This is a genomic window from Catenulispora yoronensis (assembly GCF_039531695.1).
GTDB lineage: Bacteria > Actinomycetota > Actinomycetes > Streptomycetales > Catenulisporaceae > Catenulispora > Catenulispora yoronensis.
In genome coordinates this window covers 65,834-84,818 of sequence record NZ_BAAAQN010000004.1, presented here as the reverse complement: position 1 = coordinate 84,818, position 18,985 = coordinate 65,834, and the positions used below count along the sequence as shown (strand labels likewise).

General features: G+C 69.7%; 16 protein-coding genes and 1 pseudogene. 10 read left to right on the top strand and 7 right to left on the bottom strand.

The features are described 5' to 3' along the window. Nucleotides 1–55 precede the first annotated feature (55 nt). Nucleotides 56–853 (bottom strand): TIGR03084 family metal-binding protein, encoded by a 798-nt coding sequence (locus tag ABD481_RS04465; RefSeq protein WP_344664214.1) that lies wholly within the window; start codon nt 851–853, stop codon nt 56–58. A gap of 155 nt (nt 854–1,008) precedes the next feature. Between ABD481_RS04465 and ABD481_RS04460 the strand changes: the two genes are divergently transcribed. From ABD481_RS04460 to ABD481_RS04445, 4 genes are all read left to right on the top strand, one after another. Then, nucleotides 1,009–1,314 (top strand): hypothetical protein, encoded by a 306-nt coding sequence (locus ABD481_RS04460; RefSeq protein ID WP_344664213.1) that lies wholly within the window; start codon nt 1,009–1,011, stop codon nt 1,312–1,314. Nucleotides 1,315–1,336: 22 nt separating this feature from the next. Then, nucleotides 1,337–2,044, top strand: a complete 708-nt coding sequence (locus tag ABD481_RS04455) for an NUDIX domain-containing protein (protein ID WP_344664212.1) — start codon at nt 1,337–1,339, stop codon at nt 2,042–2,044. 162 nt (nt 2,045–2,206) lie between these two features. Next, complete coding sequence (locus ABD481_RS04450) at nt 2,207–3,058, top strand: SAM-dependent methyltransferase (protein WP_344664211.1); 852 nt, start codon at nt 2,207–2,209, stop codon at nt 3,056–3,058. A 9-nt stretch (nt 3,059–3,067) separates the two neighbouring features. Next, nucleotides 3,068–3,313, top strand: a complete 246-nt coding sequence (locus tag ABD481_RS04445) for a DUF3263 domain-containing protein (protein ID WP_344664210.1) — start codon at nt 3,068–3,070, stop codon at nt 3,311–3,313. A 35-nt stretch (nt 3,314–3,348) separates the two neighbouring features. Here ABD481_RS04445 and ABD481_RS04440 read toward each other — a convergent pair whose 3' ends face one another. Beyond that, entirely contained in the window at nt 3,349–3,690 is a 342-nt protein-coding gene (locus tag ABD481_RS04440; RefSeq protein WP_344664209.1) for a metallopeptidase family protein, read from the bottom strand. Nucleotides 3,691–3,744: 54 nt separating this feature from the next. Beyond that, nucleotides 3,745–4,257 (bottom strand): hypothetical protein, encoded by a 513-nt coding sequence (locus tag ABD481_RS04435; protein ID WP_344664208.1) that lies wholly within the window; start codon nt 4,255–4,257, stop codon nt 3,745–3,747. Between the two features lie 216 nt (nt 4,258–4,473). On the opposite strand from ABD481_RS04435, the gene ABD481_RS04430 reads away from it, so the two are divergent. Continuing rightward, on the top strand, nt 4,474–5,688 hold the full coding sequence (locus tag ABD481_RS04430) for an AAA domain-containing protein (RefSeq protein WP_344664207.1): 1,215 nt from the start codon (nt 4,474–4,476) through the stop codon (nt 5,686–5,688). Nucleotides 5,689–5,717: 29 nt separating this feature from the next. Here ABD481_RS04430 and ABD481_RS04425 read toward each other — a convergent pair whose 3' ends face one another. The 3 genes from ABD481_RS04425 to ABD481_RS04415 all read right to left on the bottom strand — a co-directional run bounded on the left by ABD481_RS04425 (nt 5,718) and on the right by ABD481_RS04415 (nt 12,450). Next, entirely contained in the window at nt 5,718–7,403 is a 1,686-nt protein-coding gene (locus ABD481_RS04425; RefSeq protein WP_344664206.1) for a glycoside hydrolase family 10-like protein, read from the bottom strand. Next, nucleotides 7,400–10,645, bottom strand: a complete 3,246-nt coding sequence (locus ABD481_RS04420) for a phosphodiester glycosidase family protein (RefSeq protein WP_344664205.1) — start codon at nt 10,643–10,645, stop codon at nt 7,400–7,402. The genes ABD481_RS04425 and ABD481_RS04420 overlap by 4 nt, the downstream gene beginning before the upstream one ends. Before the next feature lie 1,445 nt (nt 10,646–12,090). Next, nucleotides 12,091–12,450 (bottom strand): VOC family protein, encoded by a 360-nt coding sequence (locus ABD481_RS04415; RefSeq protein ID WP_344664204.1) that lies wholly within the window; start codon nt 12,448–12,450, stop codon nt 12,091–12,093. A 301-nt stretch (nt 12,451–12,751) separates the two neighbouring features. Between ABD481_RS04415 and ABD481_RS04410 the strand changes: the two are divergent. The 3 genes and pseudogenes from ABD481_RS04410 to ABD481_RS04400 form a co-directional block, all read left to right on the top strand. Continuing rightward, nucleotides 12,752–14,299, top strand: a pseudogene (locus tag ABD481_RS04410) (MFS transporter); the annotation flags it as partial. A gap of 99 nt (nt 14,300–14,398) precedes the next feature. Continuing rightward, on the top strand, nt 14,399–15,319 hold the full coding sequence (locus ABD481_RS04405) for an MSCRAMM family protein (RefSeq protein ID WP_344664385.1): 921 nt from the start codon (nt 14,399–14,401) through the stop codon (nt 15,317–15,319). Nucleotides 15,320–15,757: 438 nt separating this feature from the next. Beyond that, a complete protein-coding gene (locus ABD481_RS04400) occupies nt 15,758–16,576 on the top strand; it encodes an SAM-dependent methyltransferase (RefSeq protein ID WP_344664203.1) in 819 nt (272 codons plus the stop codon). Between the two features lie 80 nt (nt 16,577–16,656). Here the strand turns inward: ABD481_RS04400 and ABD481_RS04395 are convergent, their stop codons facing one another. Then, nucleotides 16,657–17,310, bottom strand: a complete 654-nt coding sequence (locus ABD481_RS04395) for a response regulator transcription factor (protein WP_344664202.1) — start codon at nt 17,308–17,310, stop codon at nt 16,657–16,659. A 102-nt stretch (nt 17,311–17,412) separates the two neighbouring features. Here ABD481_RS04395 and ABD481_RS04390 point away from each other — a divergent pair, with 102 nt between their 5' ends. Both ABD481_RS04390 and tuf read left to right on the top strand, forming a co-directional pair. Next, a complete protein-coding gene (locus ABD481_RS04390) occupies nt 17,413–17,574 on the top strand; it encodes a hypothetical protein (protein ID WP_344664201.1) in 162 nt (53 codons plus the stop codon). Nucleotides 17,575–17,712: 138 nt separating this feature from the next. After that, the gene (gene tuf, locus ABD481_RS04385; RefSeq protein ID WP_344664200.1) at nt 17,713–18,900 is read left to right on the top strand and encodes an elongation factor Tu; all 1,188 of its coding nucleotides are present in this window, start codon (nt 17,713–17,715) and stop codon (nt 18,898–18,900) included. Nucleotides 18,901–18,985: the final 85 nt, after the last annotated feature.

Genomic DNA, 18,985 nt, shown 5'->3' with positions numbered 1-18,985 from the left:
GGGGCGGCGGGGTCGGTGGCGGAGTTGGTGGCGGCCGGGTCGGTCGCGGCGGTGCTCACGCGAACTGGCCCTTCTCCCGGCCGGACCCGCTCGGTCCGGCGAAGACCTGCGCGATGGCGAGCCACGCTTCGGCGTCCGGACCGTCGGCGCGGACCGCGAGGTCGTCGTGGTGGCGCCGTTGCGCGACCAGGAGGCAGAAGTCGTGCGCCGGGCCGGTCACCCGCTGGGCGGCGTCCTCCGGGCCCCAGGTCCACAGCTCGCCGGCGGGCGCCGTGAGCTCGATGCGGAACTCGGCGCCGGGGGCGGGCATCCCGCGCTGGACGAAGGCGAAGTCGCGGGTGCGGACGCCGAGGTGCGCGATGTGGCGCAAGCGGGCGGTCGGTTCGCGGGTGGCGCCGAGGGCGTCGTACACGTCCTGGCCGTGGGCCCAGGTCTCCATGATCCGCGCGGTGGCCATGGTGGCGGCGCCCATCGGCGGGCCGAACCAGGGCAGCTTCTGGCCGCTCGGCACGGCGGCGAGCGCCGCGGCGAGGTCCGCGCGGTCGGAGCGCCACTTGGCGAGCAGATCGGCGGGTTCAAGGCGCGCGCCCTCGGCGGCGACGTCGTCGACGAAGCCAGCGCCTCCGGCCGCTTGCAGCGCGCGGGTCAGGTAGGCGGTGAACTCGTCGGGATCGCGCGCCGCCAGCGCCGCGACCTCGTCGGTCCAGGCCAGGTGGGCGATCTGGTGGGCGACGGTCCACCCGGGCGCGGGGGTCGGCGCGCGCCAGGCGGCGGCGTCGAGCGGCGCGACCAGCGCGTCGAGCGCTTCGCTTTCCGCGTGCAGGTCCTGGAGCAGGTCGTCGATCACTGCCATCGCGCCTCCCGGTCGCTGTGCGTCTCCGCCGTCATGCGCGAGCTTGGCAGGCCGGGGAGAAAAAATCAATCATGCTTGCTTTGTTTGCGGGTCCAGTTGTGCGGGTCCAGTAGCGTTGGCGCCGCCCGAACTACTTCGATCAAGGTGGGGGTCCGTTGACTGCGCAGAGCCGCTGGCATCTACAGGACGCTCCCGGCCACTTCTACAGCGGCGAACAGGCTCGGCTGCTGCTGGGGAATCGGCGGGATCACGGGAGTCCGGAGACCTGGTTCGAGGACGAGCGGGGGCGGCTGCTGGCGGTGACCACGGATGGTGCGCGCGCCTCTGTGAGGCTGATGGCGGGGCCCGGCGATGCCGGGGAGCGGCTGACAGCAACGTTCGAAGTCGCCGGGCGCGCGGTAGCGCACCTCATCGACCATGGCGTTTGGCCCGCCGAGGTGAGCGTCGAGGACGATCGGTAGCGAGGTGGGGTGAAATGGGCGTGTGGACGAATACACGTGGAGTCTGATCGCGCAGCAGAAGAAGTGGACTGATCGGCGGGGGGCGGGGGGCGGGAGGTCGGGGGATCCGGGGGCGCTCGCCGCGGCGGCGGCCGACGCGTTGGTCGCGCTGGCGGCGGCGACCGACGATCCTCGGGCCGCGCTGGGGGCGGAGCTCGCCGGGCGGTATCAGCGGTCGCTCGACGCCGGGGCTCCGGCGCTGCCGGGTGCCACGTTCAATCCCGATCGCGCGGAGTGGATCGCCTCGCTGCCGCGGTCGCTGGCAGGGGCGGTCGTGCTGCTGACCGATGACCAGGACCGGGTGCTGCTGGTGCAGCAGACCTATCGCACGATCACGCGGAACTGGGGCCTGCCTGGGGGCGGTTCGGACGAGGACGAGCCGCCGCAGGTCACCGCGCAGCGGGAGTGCCTTGAGGAGCTGAGCCTGGCCGTGCCGGTCGGGCGGCTGCTCGCCGTCGACTGGCGGCCCGCCACCGACCGGCCGCCGCTGGTGCTGTTCGCGTATGACGGCGGCCGGCTCAGCACCGAGCAGATCGAGGGCATTCGGCTTTTGGACGGCGAGTTGGCGCAGTTCGGGTTCTTCAGCCTCGAAGCGGCGAGGGAGCGGATCCCGGAGCGGAGCCACGCGTTCCTCGCGGCCGCGTTCGAGGCCCGGAGCTCGGGAAGCGTGATTGATCTGAGGATCGGGTAGCGGGCGCGGGCGCACGGACGCCACCTGTCCCCGGCCCCAACCACGGTCGACCAATAGCACGCTATCGAGTGAATACGGGTCGTCGCGGATCTCAGAGTTCTACATTTCTCGATTACCATCGGGACGTCGGACAATGTCGCGGGGCGGGTGGAGGTCGGTCGGATGGCGGAGACGGAACCGCTGGGGGGCGACCCACTGGCGCCAGGGTGGATACCGCCGGAGCTGGACACCGGGGTGGCGACGCCGGCTCGGATGTACGCGTACTACCTCGGCGGGAAGGACCACTTCCGGGCCGACCGCACGGCCGCTGAGAAAGTGCTGGAGAGCATGCCGCTGGCGCGGGACATCGCGCGGGCCAATCGCGCCTTCCTGACGCGGGCGGTGCGGCATCTGGCCGCGGAGGGGTTCACCCAGTTCCTGGATGTCGGGATCGGGCTGCCGGCGCCGGGCGGGACCGCGGAGACGGCGACGGCGGTGCGGCCGGAGGCCCGGATCGTCGGGGTCGACAACGATCCGATCGTGCTGGCGCATGCCCGGGCCCGGTCGCAGGAGACGGTGACGGAGCGGGGACCGGGGCCCGCGGTGGTGGTCAGTGGCGATGTGCGGCGGCCCGAGGACATTGTGAAGCACCCGGAGATCCGGGCGCATCTGGACTTCGATCGGCCGATCGCGGTGCTGCTGGTCGCGGTCATGCACTTCGTGGTGGATGCCGACGATCCTTATGGGGCGGTCAGGACTCTGATGGATTCCGTGGCGCCCGGCAGTGTCATGGTGCTGTCGCATGTCACGGCCGACTTCAACGCGTCGTCCATGGAGCGTGCGGCGAAGGCTTACGACAAGTCCACCGCGCGCGCGGCTCTGCGGAGCAAGGCAGAGGTGGCAGAGTTCTTCGACGGGTTGGAGTTGTTGGACCCGGGATTGGTGCTGCTGCCGTATTGGCGCCCGGACGGGGCCGTGGCGGAAAACGCTGATCGCATATGGATGTACGGGGCGGCGGGCCGCAAGCTCCGCTAGCGTTCACCCGTGGGGACCAATGGGTTGACTGCCGCTGAAGAAGCGATGCTCGCGTTCGAGACCACGTTCTGGTCCAGGGGCGGGACGAAGGAACAGGCGATCCGGGATCGGTTCGGGACCTCGCCGACTCGGTACTATCAGCAGCTCAATTTACTGATAGACAAGCCTGCCGCGCTGGAGGCGGCGCCAGCGTTGGTGAAGCGGCTGCGGGCGGTGCGGGATGCTCGGCGGGCCGCCCGGGGTGGGGCGGGATAGGGGTCCGGGGAAAGCGAATACCGGGTGCCCGGCCGCTACCATCCCAGCTCGTGCAGCCGGTCGTCGTCGATCCCGAAGTGGTGCCCGACCTCGTGGACGACTGTCGTGCGCACCTCTCGGACGACGTCCTCATAGGAATGACAAATCTTGAGGATCTCGTTCTTGTAAATGGTGATGCGGTCGGGCAGGACTCCGCTGTACCACTCGCCCCGTCCGGTCAGCGGGATACCCTCGTACAAACCCAGCAATCCCGCGTAGGGTGCCTCGTCTTCGACGACCACGGCGACATTGCGCATCTGCGAGGCGAGCGCCTCCGGAATCGAGTCCAGCGCCTGCCCGACCAGTTGTTCGAACTGTTCGGGTGGGATCGTGATCATGTCTTCATGGTAGCCGCCGCGGCTGGGCGGCGCCGGGGTCAGGCGGCGGCACAGTCAGGCGGCGGCGCGGTCCAGTCCCATGCCGTGCAGCCCCATGCCGTCCAGTCCCATGCCGTCCACTTCCACGCCGTGGTGCCGCGGCTCGACGCGGTAGTCCGCCACGATGTCCTGGCCGTCGATGACGAGGGTCCCGTAGGCCCGCAGGCGGTCGGGGGTCACGGCGAGGTGGCCGTGGATCGAGTGGCCGCCGTCGAAGGTCGCGAATCGCAGCTCCCTGCGGACGCGGCTCCAGCGCAGGTTGTGCGGCGGAACGGGGATCGCGCCGAGGAACAGGTGGTCGCGGGCGGCGCCGGCCGGGTCGGGCGTGACCAGGGTCAGCAGCTCGGGGACCAGGGCCAGCACCCACTCCGCGCGGGCGGTGGTGCCGTAGACGTCGGCGTGCTCGAGTCGGAAGGTGCGGGCGCCGGGGTGCAGGGCCGGGGAGTGGGCGGCCCGGCGCTCGGCGGTGGCGCGGACGGCATTGCGCGCGGTGCGGAGGTCGCGGACCTCGTGCGGGTAAGTGCCCATGAATGCCGTTCTCCCTAGGATCGCGCGTCTGCGAGGCGCCGATTGCACGCATCGTCCTTAGAGAGAGCATCGATATCCCCCTCCTGATACATCGGAGATAACCCTGGCCGGGGGAACCTCAAAACGGCGGTCACGGCAGGCATCCGGGCATACCCGGTCGGCTACTATCCCCAATCACGAAGGGAAATCAGCCTTCTGCAATGCTTGGAGGACCCTGTGAGCCCCCCGACGGCGCTTCCCGAACAGGTCGTCATCGAGCCGGCCGACGATGAACAGCGCGATACCCTCAACGCCGCGATGTCCCGCCGCCTGACCACGGCGCCCGGGCTGGCCGGCACCGACAAGAACGCCTTGATCGTCAACCTGGTGGCCACGGCGATCACCGCGGAGCAGCGGGTCCTGGTGGTCTCGCCCGACGACGCCGCCGCCCACGAGGTCTGGCGGCGGTGCGAACAGGCGGTCTCCGGGCTGCTCGTGCGTCCGAACAGCCGCGACGAAGGCGATAACGACCAGACTGCGGAGTCTGGTTCAGACCAGGACGAGGAAAGGACGCGCCAAGCACCCGAGTCCGCGAGCACCGGAGCCGCGGGGTCGGACGAGCCGCTGGCCAGCGCGTTGGCCGCGTACAGCGACGCCGCGCGCCGGGCCGAGTCCCTGCGGGCCGCGGTGCGGGCGAAAACCGCCGCCGACGAGGAGATACGCGTGGCCGGGCGGCAGCGGGCCCGAGCGTTGGACGCCATCGGAATCGGGCAGGGCGGCTCCATGGGCAATGGCGCCAGTGGGGTTATCAGCGGCAGTCATACCCCTGCCGCCTATCGGCTGCAGGCGGCCACGGACAAGGATCTGACCCGGCTGCGGACTCGGAGCACCAAGCTGAGCCAGCCCGGCAGGCGGAGCGATGGGCCGCGGCGGCGGTTCCTGGAGCGGCTGGGCATCGTGGCGACCGCCGAGAGCGCCGTCACGCTGTGTCTGGCCGTCGGGGCTTTCGCCGAGGCGGAGATCTCGTGGCGGAAGCTGCGGCCGAAGGGCGCTCGGCCCGGGGAGACCGATCTCGCCGCCGGGCTGGAGGCGGCCGAGGAGCAGCTGCGGTTGCGCGGGGCGGAGTTGGTGAAGGCGAAGCTGCACAGCCTGCGCGGCGTTGATGAGGCCGCCGCGCCGGCGTTGGCGGTCACGTGTTCCACCACCCAGCAGTTGCCGCCGGAAGCGGGCGCGTTCGATCTTGTGATCATCGACGACGCGAATCAGTGCTCGGTGCCGGCGGTGCTGCCGGTGCTGTTCCGTGCCAAGCGTGCGGTGGTCATCGGCGACCCCTTGGGGCTTCCCCACGAGCAGCACGAGCAGCACGAGCGGTACGAGCAGCACTGGCGCGGGGCCCGGGTGTTGCGTGAGCCGCCACACGCGGTGGGCACCGGTGTGGCGGCTCATGACTGAATCGCGGCGGGTGGATCGCTGTCCGATAGCTACTTGATGACCACCTGCGGGTTGCTCGGCGCGCTCTCGTGGTGCAGCCGGTCGACCGCGCTCACGTAGTACGTGTAGTCCTGGCCGGCGACGGCGCCGGTGTCAGTCCACGTATTGAAGAGTCCTGGCACCGCCCGCACCGTCCCGAGCATGTTCTTCGCGTCCGCGAAGTCGCGTTCGCGGTGCGGCGGGAGCCCGGCGAACCGGTAGACCGCGTAGTAGGCGGCCTCCGGTCCGTGCGGGCGGCGGTGCAGCCACTCCAGCGCGACGCCGGCGGAGGTGCGCTTCGCCGCCGTCAGCGCGGTGCGGTCCGGGGGCGGTCCGGCGTGCCGGGCCATCTCCGGGACCAGGGCCGGGGCCGCGTACAGGTCGGTGATCAGGCGGGTCTCGAACCCGAGGGGGTCGGTGAGCAGCTTCGTGATGTTGAAGAAGATGTCGCCGGCCGCCTCGGGGTATTGGCGGTCCAGGATCAGGTGGTTCGGCATCTCGTTCGGGTCGAGCCAGGCCGGCGGGCTGGTGATGCCGATCTTGGAGACGGTCTGGCCGATCAGGAGTTGGGTGCCGGTGCCGTCGACGGCTTTCGACCACCAGTCCAGCAGCACGTCGTAGGCGGCGACCGGGAAGCCGATGTTCCAGTACAGCTGCGGCGCGATGTAGTCCAGCCAGCCCTTCCGCACCCAACCGCGGGTGTCGGCGTAGATGGCGTCGAAGGACTGGAGGCCGTCGGTCGCCGAGCCCAGGGGGTCGGTGGCGGCGTTGCGCCAGATCCCGAACGGGCTGATCCCCCATTTCAGCCACGGCTTCACGGCCCGCAGCTCGGTTTGCAGGGTGCTGACGAGCTTGTCGATGTTGGCGCGGCGCCAGTCGGCCTTGGTGGCGTAGCCGGCGCCGTGGGCGGCGAACGCGGCGTCGTCGGGGAAGTCGGCCGTGCCGACCGGGTAGGGGTAGAAGTAGTCGTCGAAGTGGATGCCGTCGATGTCGTAGCGGGCGGCGACGTCGGTGATGACCTGGACGTCGAAGGCCAGGACCTCGGGCAGGCCCGGGTTGTAGTACAGCTGGCCGCCGTACTGCACGCACCAGTCCGGGTGGACGCGGGCCGGGTGGGTCGGTGCCAGCTTGCCGGGGTCGGGTTGGGTGGAGACGCGGTACGGGTTCAGCCAGGCGTGCAGCTCCAGGTTGCGCTTGTGCGCCTCGGCCACGGCGAAAGCCAGCGGGTCGTAGCCGGGGTCCTGGCCTTGTGTCCCGGTCAGGTACTGCGACCAGGGCTCGTACTGGGACGCGTAGAGCGCGTCGGCGGCGGGCCGGATCTGCAAGTAGACCGCGTTCATCCGCATCCTGACGGCGGCGTCGAACAACGCGGTCAGCTCGGCCTGCTGCTGCTCGGCGGTCAGGCCCGGGGCGGAGGGCCAGTTGATGTTGGAGACGCTGGCGATCCATACGCCGCGGAGCTGGCGCTTGGGGTGGGCGGGGTCGCCGGTGGTGGTGTCGGCGCTGGTGGTGGTGCCAGCGCTGGTGGTGGTGCCGGTGCCGGTGCTGGTGCCGGCGGTCGTATCGCGAGGCACTGCGTCGGCTGCGGCGGCTGCGGCGGCCGGCGAGCCGCCGGTCAGCAGGCCGCCGGAGGCCAGCGCCGCGGAGACCGCCGCGGACGCCCCGAGCACCCCTCTACGGCTGGGAGGAATCGTCATCGCCACCTCACTGTGATGGAAGCCGAGCCGGACACCCCGCCAGTCGTCACGGTGACCGTCACGCTACCGGGAGAATGGGCGGTCACCGCGCCGCTGAGCGGGTCCACGGAGGCGACCGCCGGGTCCGAGGAGACCCAGTGTCGCGAAGCCGGGTCCGCGACGGGCACCTGCAACGCCGTGGCGTCGCTGCCGGTCAGCGAGGTGCCGGTGGCGGTCAGCCGCTCGGTGCCGCCCACCGCCAGCTCCGGCGCCGGGGCGGCCACCGCGACCAAGGCCAGCAGCGGCTGCACGGCGAACTGCACCGTGCCGTCGGGCTGCACGTCGAAGAGGCCATAGTTGTAGAAGCCGCCCTGGTCGACCGGGGCATAGGGGGTGGCGCCGAGGTCGGCGACGACGAAGTTCGGCACGCCGTCCGGCGATTCGGTGCCGTCGGGCAGCCGGACGTCCTCGGCCCAGCCGCGGGCGTGGCCGAACAGCATCAGGACGTGCACGCCGGGGTGCGTCTTCTGATAGCGCTGGACGAGCCGCTCGTACATCTTGGCCTCGAAGCGGTCCGAGAACTGGCTGTCGGCGCGCGGATGCGGGTCGTAGGCCGGGACGTGGGTGGTGACGATGGCGACCTTCTGCGTGTTCTGCGTCAGCTGTTGCGCCAACCACAGGTACTGCGACTGGTCGGTGTCGATGTTCTGATACGGGTCCGAGGCGGTGATGCCGATGTGGCCGCTGTCGGTGACGATGACCCGGGCCGCGCCTTGGTCGTAGGCGTAGTGGGTGACTCCGAAGACGGCGGCGAAGTTGCCGTTCTCCGGAGTCGCGCCCTGCGTGATCTCGTGGTTGCCGACCGCGTCGCGGTAGGGCACGCCGAGGCCGTCGAACAGGCCCTTGAGATAGGTCAGGTCCGCGCTCTGGCCGTCGTCGGCCATGTCGCCGAGCGCCTGCACGATCGAGGGCTTCGCCGCTGTCGGCAGGCCGGCCAGCAGGCCGGGCATGGCGTTCAACGCGACGCTGCCGGTCCCGGTGGGGTTGGCGGCGGTGACGTGCGCGTCATCGAAGGCTGCGATGGTCGCGCCGCCGGGCTTGAACGAGCCGACGTCGGTGAACTGGAGCCAGGAGGGGTTCTTCGGGATCGCGGTGTAGGTCGGCGGCACCGGCGGGCGTGGCGAGTAGACGGCCTGCAGGTCGGCGAGGTGGATGTCGCCGGTGAGGTCCGGGCCGGGCTTGATGACGACCAGGCCCAGGTAGTTGATCCGCAGGGGGTATTGCAGGCCCGGCGGAAGCTTGGCCACCACGTACTGCCAGCTGTCGAAGGTGACGCCGGTCGGGTAGAAGCTGGTCGGCTGGCTGGTGGACTGCCAGATGCCGACGTTCAGCGTGACGATGCCCGGGGCCAGGCCGGCACCGGGGCGGGAGGCCAGGTCCGCGTTGCCCTTGACCCACACGCCGATGCCGATCGGGGCTTGGGTGCCGTTGAGCAGCGGGATCTGCTCGCTCTCTGGGTCGTTGAGATAGACGCTCAGGTCCAGGGTCTTGCTGACGTAGGGGTAGTTGTAGTGGACGTCGAAGGAGCCTGTGTCGCCGGGGAGGGCTTTGGTGTCGGGGTCGAAGCTCAGCGCGCCGTTGGACGATGTGTGCGATCCGGGGCTGGGGACCTTGCGCGGGTAGACGTTCATGTAGGCGTCGGTGACCGACCACTTGGAGATGTCGGTGAGGGGGTCTACGCCCACGGTGGAGCGGCCCACGGCGATGCTGACGGTGGCGGACTTGCCGCCGGCGGTCGCGGTGACGGTGACCATGCCGGAGGCGGAGCCTGATCCTGAGGCGGCGGCGGTGAAGGTGCCGTCGGCGCTGATGCTGCCGAGGCTCGGCTGGTCGACGGACCATGTGATGGCGGAAGCGGGAAGGGTGACCGCTGCGCCGAACGGCGTGGTGGCCGTCGCGGTGATCTGCTGGGAGCTACCGCTGTCGAGGTCGGCCTGGGTCGGGGTGAGGGTCAGGCTTCCGAGTTCGGGCACCACTGTCAGCGGGATGACTGAGTGCGCATGGCCCGCGGTGACATGCAGAACGCCGACACCGGGACGTCCGCTGAAAGTCAGGGTGCTGCCGGAGACGGACGCCAGCCAGGGTGGGGAGACCTTGAGCGTCGCCGCGTCGCGGGAGGGATTGTCGCGGGAGTCCAGGCCGTATGCGGACAAGGGGACCTGTGTACCGGTCAGCGCGGTCAACGGCTTGTTGTCGTTGACGACCGCCTTCACTGCGGGGCCGGGGCTCTTTTCCGTGCTGTAGATGAACAGGCCGTTGGCGACCGGGCGTTCGTGGCCGTCGGAAGGGACGTTCAACACCGAGGCTTGGCTCTGCCCGGGCAGGCGGCCGACCATCTGCGTGGAGCCGCCGCTGTCGAACAGGATGGCGTTGTAGGCGCCGTGCTGCATCATCCACCCGGCGATCTGCGGGCGCGTGAGGCCCTGCGCCGTGTCCTCCGGCTGGTGGCCGTCGAACGCGGCGAAGACGGCGTGCTTGCCGTCCTGGGTGACGCCGACCGCGGTGACCGGGTTGTCCACGTTGTTCTCGCCGGGGCCGGTCAGCGGCACAGCGCGCTGGCCGTTCTGGACCAGCACCGCGCCGCCGGACAGGGCTTGCACCACGTCAGTGTCAGGGCTCAGCTTCTCGCTGACAGCAACGCGGTCGCCGGCGTGAACGCTCTGCGTGAGCCACTGCGCTTGGGTGCCGGAGCCGACCAGCTCCTCGCCACCGGAGGGCAGCTGCGCCAGGTCGGTGACGTTGGGGGTCACCGACTCCACGAGGAGTGTGGTGCCGTCCTTGTCGAGGTGTCCGGCGGCGACGGTCGAGGCGGGGATCGGGGAGGGGGTGCCGAGGTCGGGGGTGACGCGGACGAGGGCGTTGCCGCTCAACGCGTCCGGGGCGTTCACGCTGGTGAGCGGGGCGCTCGCCGAACCGTCCGTGACGGTGCCGGCGTAGCTCTCGGTGCCGATGCCGATGGTGCCATCGTGCCGAACCCAGAGGTCGGCATTCCACGTCGGATCAGGACTCTTTACCAACCGCCCGTCGATGACAACCATGCCGAGCGGGCGCCCGCTGGCGTAGATCTGGAAGAAGTCGCCATTGATCCCGGCCACCGCGCCAGTGCGATGCGCCATCGAGGAGGGGACTTCGTCCACGGGGTCGGTCAGGTGGTCGTGGGACTCCACAACACCCAGGCGGATGTTGGGGTCAGCGAGGTCCACATCGAGGACCTGAGCGCGCTGCGCTCCACCAACAGTCTGGAGAGTGTCCGCATGCTGCTGGACGCCGCGTGTCAGGGTCTTGCTCGGTGTGACGGTTTCGTCAACAACGAGCGGCCATTGGTCGGGAGTCGGGGGAAGCCAGCTCGACGAGGCGGCCGCCGTGGATTGCGACGGGGACGCCGCCGACACCACGGAACCGGCCGGACCGGCCATGGATATACATACAGCGGCGGCTGCGATGACAGCAGCGGCAGCCCTCCCCCGCCCAGGACGTGGGGGACGCTGGGGGTCCAGCAGACGCAGGGGACGTATTCGGGTCGACACCATACCCTCCCTCAACGACGCAGCAGCTCTGCGGCGCTTGGTATTTTGTGGATTCTACGCGACGTTAGTCAGGAATCAAGGCGTTGAATCCACGAGAGTCCAACATCTTGGTGACGAGGAGTCAACGGGGAGGAGGGAGGGGGCTGAGGCCCGAATCAAGGCTCGAAGATTGAAGGCTCGAAGATCAAAATCAAAAGCTGGGTAAAGCAGGCGCCTCCGGCGAGGACCTCTGATCCCTCGGAGAACTGGCGCCAGCTCCATAGGGGGGTACATTCAGGGCCCTGCGCTGGCGGTTTGTGAGGTGGGGGTTCGTTCCCCTCGCTCACGTCGGCAGCCCTACGGGTACAGCACCGCCGCCCAGGTATCAAGTCCATGCCGTGGCTGATGTGTTGCTAGGCTGCGGTTGCGCGTGCATGAACTTGACACCTGGTCGGCGGTACTGTAGGCAAAGCCCTGCCGACGTGACCGAGGAGAACGAACCAAAACCTCGGGAGAGGAATGAAGGATCCGGGGGCAGGCGCGGTCGGCTTCAACCTTGCGGCCGCCGGTGTGGGGCAGAACATCGACCGCCAAGCAAGGTACGCCCTCAACCACCCGGTAAGGCACGCCCTCGACCACCCGGGTCTTCGGTCGCCGGTGAGGCAACCTCTCGGCGGCCCCGCGCGGGAGGACTTCGGTTCGCTGGTTTGCTTTGAACCTTCCCGGCGGCCGGAATCGGCGAGGCGCCCAGCCCCTCCCCCGTGATTGTCAGCTCTCTGCCTGGGTTTTTGGTTTGTTCTCCTCGGTCACGTCGGCAGGGCTTTGCCTACAGTACCGCCGACCAGGTGTCAAGTTCATGCAAGCGCAACCGCAGCGCTAGGGCTCTCACCGCAGCGGCATGGACTTGATACCTGGGCGGCGGTGCTGTACCCGTAGGGCTGCCGACGTGAGCGAGGGGAACAAACCCCCACCCCACAAACCGCCAGCGCAGAGACTGACCAGGCCACCCTATGGGCTAGCGCCAGTTCTCCGAGGGATCAGAGGTCCTCGCCGGAGGCGCCTGCCTTACCCAGCTTTTGACTTTGATCTTCGACCCCCGCGACCTTCGCCCCTGGCAACATCGCCCCTCACTAAGGCTGCTCCTACCCCAACTCCTGCTCCCACAACTCAATCCGATTGCCCTCCGGATCAGTAACCCACCCGAACCGCCCAACCCCATCCATATCCTGCGTCTCCTCCACCACCTCAGCACCCTTAGCCCGCAGCTGCGCCAGCATCGCGTCCAGGTCCCGGACCCGGAAGTTGAGCATGACTTGCTGACTCCGCGCGCCGAAGTAGTCACTATCAGCCTCGAAGGCAGCGAACACCGTCGGGCCGGCCTCCTGCTGCCAAAGTCCGTGCTCGCCGACGTCCAGACCAAGACAGTCGCGGTACCACGCGGTCAGCGCTGTCGGGTCGGTCGCTCGAAGGAAGTGGCCGCCGATTCCAAGGACATGCTCCATGCGGGCCATCCTGCCAGGGCGGGCCCACCGACTTCGTGACGAAACGCAGTGTTCGGACTCGCGGCTAACTCGGCAGTTAGTGTTTAGCGTGGCTACAGACTAATATGGCACGCAGGCGTCTCGTATTGAGGAGGGTGGTGCTGATGTTCCTTTATCATTCCAGCTCAGCACCTCGCCTCCACCCCAATGCGCGAATAGCCGAGCCGCTCGCGGAATGCATTCCGCACATCACCCATCCCCCCCGCTGAAAATCAGCATTCTTCCTCGATGTGCAGCTCGGTCATTTAAGGTGCGCTCCCCTATGTCCTCCTCGGCATCGCCATCTCCACTCGCTCCACTAGACCCCCGTCGCTGGAAGGCGCTGGCCTTCGTCGGCCTCGCTCAGTTGATGGTGGTCCTCGACGGCACCATCGTGAACATCGCCCTCCCCTCCGCCCAGCACGACCTCGGCTTCTCCGACGCCAGCCGGCAGTGGGTGGTCACCGCCTACGCGCTCCCCTTCGGCGCGCTGCTCCTCTTCGGCGGACGCCTGGCGGACCGGCTGGGCCGCAAGCCGGCGTTCCAGGTCGGGGTGATCGGCTTCGCGCTGGCCTCGGCGCTGGGAGCGGCCTCGGCCGATACCGGGATGCTGCTCGGGGCGCGGGCCTTGCAGGGGTGCTTCGGGGCGCTGCTTGCACCGTCCGCGCTGTCGCTGGTGACAGTCATGTTCACGGCACCCGCCGAGCGCGCCAAGGCGTTCGGCATCTGGGGATCGATCGCCGGCGGCGGGGCGGCTGTGGGGTTGATGCTGGGCGGGCTGCTGACGGAGTACCTGAGCTGGCGGTGGACGCTGCTGGTCAACGTCTTCTTCGCGATCACGGCCGCGACCGGGGCGGCGGCGACCGTCCGCGAACCGGCCCGCCAGCCGAACCAAGCACGCCTGGACTTCCTCGGCATCGGACTGGTCAGTGGCGGTCTGGCCAGCCTCGTCTACGGCTTGTCCCGGGCCGAGGCGGACGGTTGGAGCTCTCGCACCACCATCAGCTTGCTGATCGCCGCCGGTGTGGCGCTGATTCTGTTCGTCGTCGTTGAGGCACTGTCGAAAGCGCCCTTACTCCCTCTCCGCGTGGTGTGGAACCGCGATCGCGGCGGCGCCTATCTCTCGTTGGGCCTGGCCATCATCGGCATGTTCGGGGCGTTCCTCTTCCTGACCTACTATCTGCAATCCGTACGAGGCATGTCGCCCATCCGCAGCGGAGCCGCGTTCCTACCGATGGTCGGCGGCATGCTGATCGGCGCCACGCAGATCAGTGCCCGCCTGATGCTGAGAGTACGACCCCGCTATCTGATGCCGCCCGGCTTCCTCGTCGGCGCCGCAGGAATGGTGGCATTGACGCGGATCACCACCGACGGCCCCTATTACAAGTGGGTCCTGCCCGGCACCATCGCGCTGGGTCTGGGCATGGGCTGCGCCTTCATGCCCGCGATGAACGTGGCCACCGGCGGTGTCGATCCGCGCGATGCAGGCGTCGCCTCCGCGATGGTCAACACGTCGCAGCAGGTCGGCGGGGCCATCGGCACGGCGTTGCTCAGCACTCTGGCTCTGAGCTCGACCCGCACGTATGCGAAGAATCATCACAGCCCAGCAAGCAGCGCTCAGGCCACCGCGCATGCGAACACCCAGGCGATGCTGCACGGCTTCCTCACCGCCTTCTGGTGGGCGGCCGGGCTGTTGGTCGCGGCAGCGGTGGTCGCGTTCGTCCTGATCAGCTTCCAGGTCAGGACACCCTCGACTCCCCAGCCCGCGTCAACCCCCGGCTCCACATCCGCATCCACGTCCACAGCCGCAAACACATCCGTGCCCGCACATGCCCGTATCCAGCGCACCGAGGAAGCCGAGACCTTCGGGGTCGACACCTCGCTCCCCCACCAAGGCCCGGTGCCGTTCTACGACCAGGCTCAGCAGGACATGTCAGAGGCCAGCCTGGTCCCGGTGGGCCTGGGCCTGGTCCATCAAGGCCAGGGCCATCGCGTCCCGCCGACCCTGCCGACAATGCAGACCTCGCAGATCTCGCAGACCTCGCAGACATTACAAACCCCACCACCCCCACCGCCCTACAACGGCGACGGCGTCTTCATCCACGGCCGCGTCCGCGACCGCGACGGCACCCCGCTGCCCCACACCGTGATCACCGCCGTGTCGCCGCAGGGCCACCAGGTCGGCCGCTCCCGCAGCATCGAGGACGGCAACTACCAGCTCGGCCTGCCGCGCGTGGGAAGCTACGTGCTGATCGTGGCCGCCGACGGACGCGAGCCGGAGGCCTCCACCATCAGCGTCCGCGAGCGCAGCGTCAGCCACGACATCGTGTTGGCGGAGCGCGGGCGCCTCGCGGTGGTGGTCCGCTCCGCCGACGGCGGCCCGCTGGCCGGCGCCACGCTGATGCTCACCGACCCGGCCGGCGACCTGATCGCCAGCCGCCGCACCGCTGACGACGGCGGCTACGCGTTCCGCGACCTGCCCCTCGGACGCCTCACGCTGGCGGTGGACGCCCCTGGCCATCGACCGGCCGCGCTGGCGGTGACCATCGACGGCCACGGCACCGCACGCACCATCGTCGAGCTGACGCCTGCGGCACGGCTGGTGGGGACGGTACGCGCCGGGACCGGCGAATCGCCGCTGGCCGACGCACGCGTGATGCTGATGGACGGCGCCGGGAATGTCGTCGCGACAGCGGACAGCGGCCTCGACGGCGAATACGCGTTCGCCGATCTGGCGGCCGGGGAGTACACGCTGATCGCGAGCGGGTATCCGCCGGTGGCGCGAGCGGTGCGGGTCGACGGCAGAGCGGACAGCCGCCACGACGTCCAGCTCGGGCACTCCGAACGATGACGACGCGGTGCCACCGGCCACCGACCACCGACTCTCATCCCCCGGCCACCGGCTAGCGGCTAGCAATTCACGACTCACGACTCACGTCCCCCGGATAGCGAGCGCCGGATCGCGATAGCAAGCAGCCCGCGACCACCGTCCCCCTCGATCCAGTTCAGACGTTCCGAACAACCATGGTCCCGAACCACCCACCCACCCCGACCAACACCCTGATCGTTACCGACGGCGGGCAGCGACACCCTTCCTCATCGCTGCCCGCCGCCTCCCCCTCCAGAGCTTGATCTGGTCCTTGACCGTCCGTCGATCTTGGCGACCCCCCTCTCCCATCCCTTGCCCGCAACGATTCGTATCGAATGAACAAGACAGCCCCATCCGGGGCAGTAGTCTGATCCCCGCTGAGCCGCCGTGCGGGTGCGGCTGCCGAGGGTGGAGGTGTGCGTGTCCGAGAGGGTTCTGCGTCAGGCGAGTACGCCGCCTACTGTCATCGACACCTCGACCGCGCACATCGCTCGGGTGTACGACTACTTCCTCGGCGGCAAGGACAACTTCCCCGCCGACCGCGAGGCCGCGGCCCGGATCCTCAAGGGGAACCCGGGCATGCGCGACACCTGCCGCGAGCAGCGGGAGTTCCTGCGCCGAGCCGTCCGGTTCCTGACCCGGGCCGGAATCCGTCAGTTCATCGACATCGGAACAGGCCTGCCGACCCAGGAGAACACCCACGAGGTGGCGCAGGCCATAGCGGCCGACGCGCGCGTGGCCTACGTGGACAACGACCCCATCGTGCTCGCGCATGCCAGGGTCCTGATGGCGGACCAGGACCACGGCCGCACGGTCTTCATCCACGCCGACGCCCGCGACCCGCAGTCACTGCTCGCCGACTCGACGCTGCGCAGCGTCATCGACTTCGACCAGCCGGTCGCGGTGCTGCTCATCGGCATCCTGCACTTCATGCCGGACCACGACCACCCCGAGCACCTGATCCGCACCCTGCTGGACGCCCTTCCCGACAGCTCCTACCTGGCGGCCAGCCACGGGACACCGGACTTCGCACCCGAGGTCGGCGGCGCCGTGCAGGCCGCCTATCAGGCCTCGTCGATGCCGTGCCGGGTCCGGACCGCCGACGAGGTGATGGGGCTGCTGACCGGCGTCGAGCTCGTCGACCCGGGCCTGGTCCTGCTCGCCGAGTGGCGTCCGGACGGTCCGGTGCCGGCGAACCGGCAGCAGATCACCTACGCGGCGGTGGGCCGCAAGGGCTGAGCAGGCCGGGCCGGGTCCGGGCGCGTAGCCGGCAGCCAGGCGAGTCCGAGCGGTCATCGACACCCAACCGCCGCCCCGCGTCACAGCCGATACCCGACGCCCGGCACCGTCGCAATGCACTGCGGCTCGCCGAGCTTCGCCCGAAGCCGGCTCACCGTCACCCGGACCACGGTCGTGAACGGATCAGCATTCTCATCCCAGGCCTGCTCCAACAGCGACTCGGCACTCACCGGCGCCCCTTCAGCCCGCATCAGCGCCTCAAGCACCGCGTACTCCTTCGCCGACAGCGCCAGATGCCGTCCGTCCCGGCTCGCCTGCCGCCGATGCGTGTCCAGCTCGACCCCCGCCCGCACCAGAACCGGCGGCACCGCCGCCCTGCTGCGCCGGGCCAGCGCCTGCACCCGCGCCACCAGTTCGCTGAAGTCGAACGGCTTGGGCAGGTAGTCGTCCGCGCCCAACCCCAGACCCGTCGCCCGGTCCGGGACCGCCGCGGCGGCCGTCAGCATCAGGATCCTGGTCCGGGCACCCGAACGCACGAGCTCCCGGCAGATCTCGTCGCCGTGGACCTCCGGCAGATCACGGTCCAGCACCAGGACGTCGTACTCGGTGAGCGCCAACCGCTCCCCCGCCGAGGCGCCGTCGTACGCGACGTCCACCGCCATCGCGTGGCCGCGCAGCCCCTCGGCCACGAGATCCGCCAGGAAGCGCTCGTCCTCGGCAATCAGAACCCTCATACGGTCTGCCTATCAGATCAGCCGTGACGGCGACATCGCAGGTTTCCGTCCCTGATCAAAAACCCTTATGCAATGTCGGCCCTCCGCCTTCATCATTGCCGCATGAGCCCGACGACCTTCGCGCCGACACCCGCAGGCTTCGCCCTGCCGGTGCCGACTGCCGTCGTCGCGGCGCCCGCTGCCGCTGCCTCGTTCGCAGCACTCGCAGCACTCCCCTTCGCCGCATTCGCAGCATTCGCAGCATTCGACGGCGTCCGAAGCTGACCCTCCCCGCCCGCGGCGGGAACCGACCGGGGAGGGTGGCCCCGCTTCCGGTTCTCCGGCCCGCGCCTGGTGGCTGACAGGTGCGCTCGGGTCGTCGACGCCAGCCGACCTCGTCCAGTACCAGGGGATCGACCCACCATGTACAAGCAGCAGTTCGCCCGCACCAAGCCGCACCTCAACATCGGCACGATGGGCCACGTCGACCACGGCAAGACCACGCTGACCGCCGCCATCACCAAGGTGCTGGCCGAGCGGTGGGGCGGCAGCAACCGCTACGTCGCCTTCGACCGCATCGACCGGGCTCCGGAGGAGGTCAGCCGCGGCATCACCATCAACATCGCGCACGTCGAGTACGAGACCGAGCACCGGCACTACGCGCACGTCGACATGCCCGGCCACGCCGACTACGTCAAGAACATGATCACCGGCGCCGCGCAGGTGGACGGCGCGATCCTGGTCGTCTCGGCGCAGGACGGCGCGATGCCGCAGACGCGGGAGCACATCCTGCTGGCGCGGCAGGTCGGGGTGCCGCACGTGGTCGTCGCGCTCAACAAGGCCGACCTGGTCCAGGACGAGGAGCTGCTGGACCTGGTGGAGCTGGAGATCAGGGAGCTGCTGACGGCGCAGGGCTTCCCGGGCGAGACCGCCGCGGTGGTCCGCGTGTCCGGGCTGCGGGCGCTGGAGGGCGACCCGGTGTGGACGCAGCGGATCCTGGACCTGCTGGCGGCCGTCGACACCGCGATCCCGGACCCGGTCCGGGACCTGGAGTCGCCGTTCCTGATGCCGGTGGAGAACGTGCTGACCATCACCGGGCGCGGCACCGTCGTCACCGGCGCGGTCGAGCGCGGCACGCTCGCGCTGGGGTCGCAGATCGAGGTCAGCGGCCACGGCGAGGCGTTCACCGCGGTCGTCACCGGCATCGAGACCTTCGGCCGCACGATGGACACCGCGCAGGCCGGCGACAACGCGGCGCTGCTGCTGCGCGGCGTGCGCCGCGAGCAGATCCGCCGCGGCCAGGTCCTGGCCGCCCCGCGCAGCATCCGGCCGCACCGCCGGTTCCGCGCCGAGGTGTACGTGCTGTCGGCCGCCGAGGGCGGCCGCCACACCGGCTTCGGCGCCGGGTACCGCCCGCAGTTCCACTTCCGCACCACGGACGTGGTCGGCGCGGTGGAGCTGGCCGGCGGCCAGGTCGCGCTGCCCGGCGACCGGGTCACGCTGACGGTCGAGCTCGGCCACGGCGTGGCGATGGAGCCCGGCCTCGGGTTCGCCATCCGCGAGGGCGGCCGGACGGTCGGGGCCGGGACGGTGCTGGAGCTGGTGGACTAGCGCCCGCACAAGGCTGCGCACGGAACCGACGGCGGTGGCCCCGATCACGAAGATCGGGGCCACCGCCATCACCAACCATCACCAA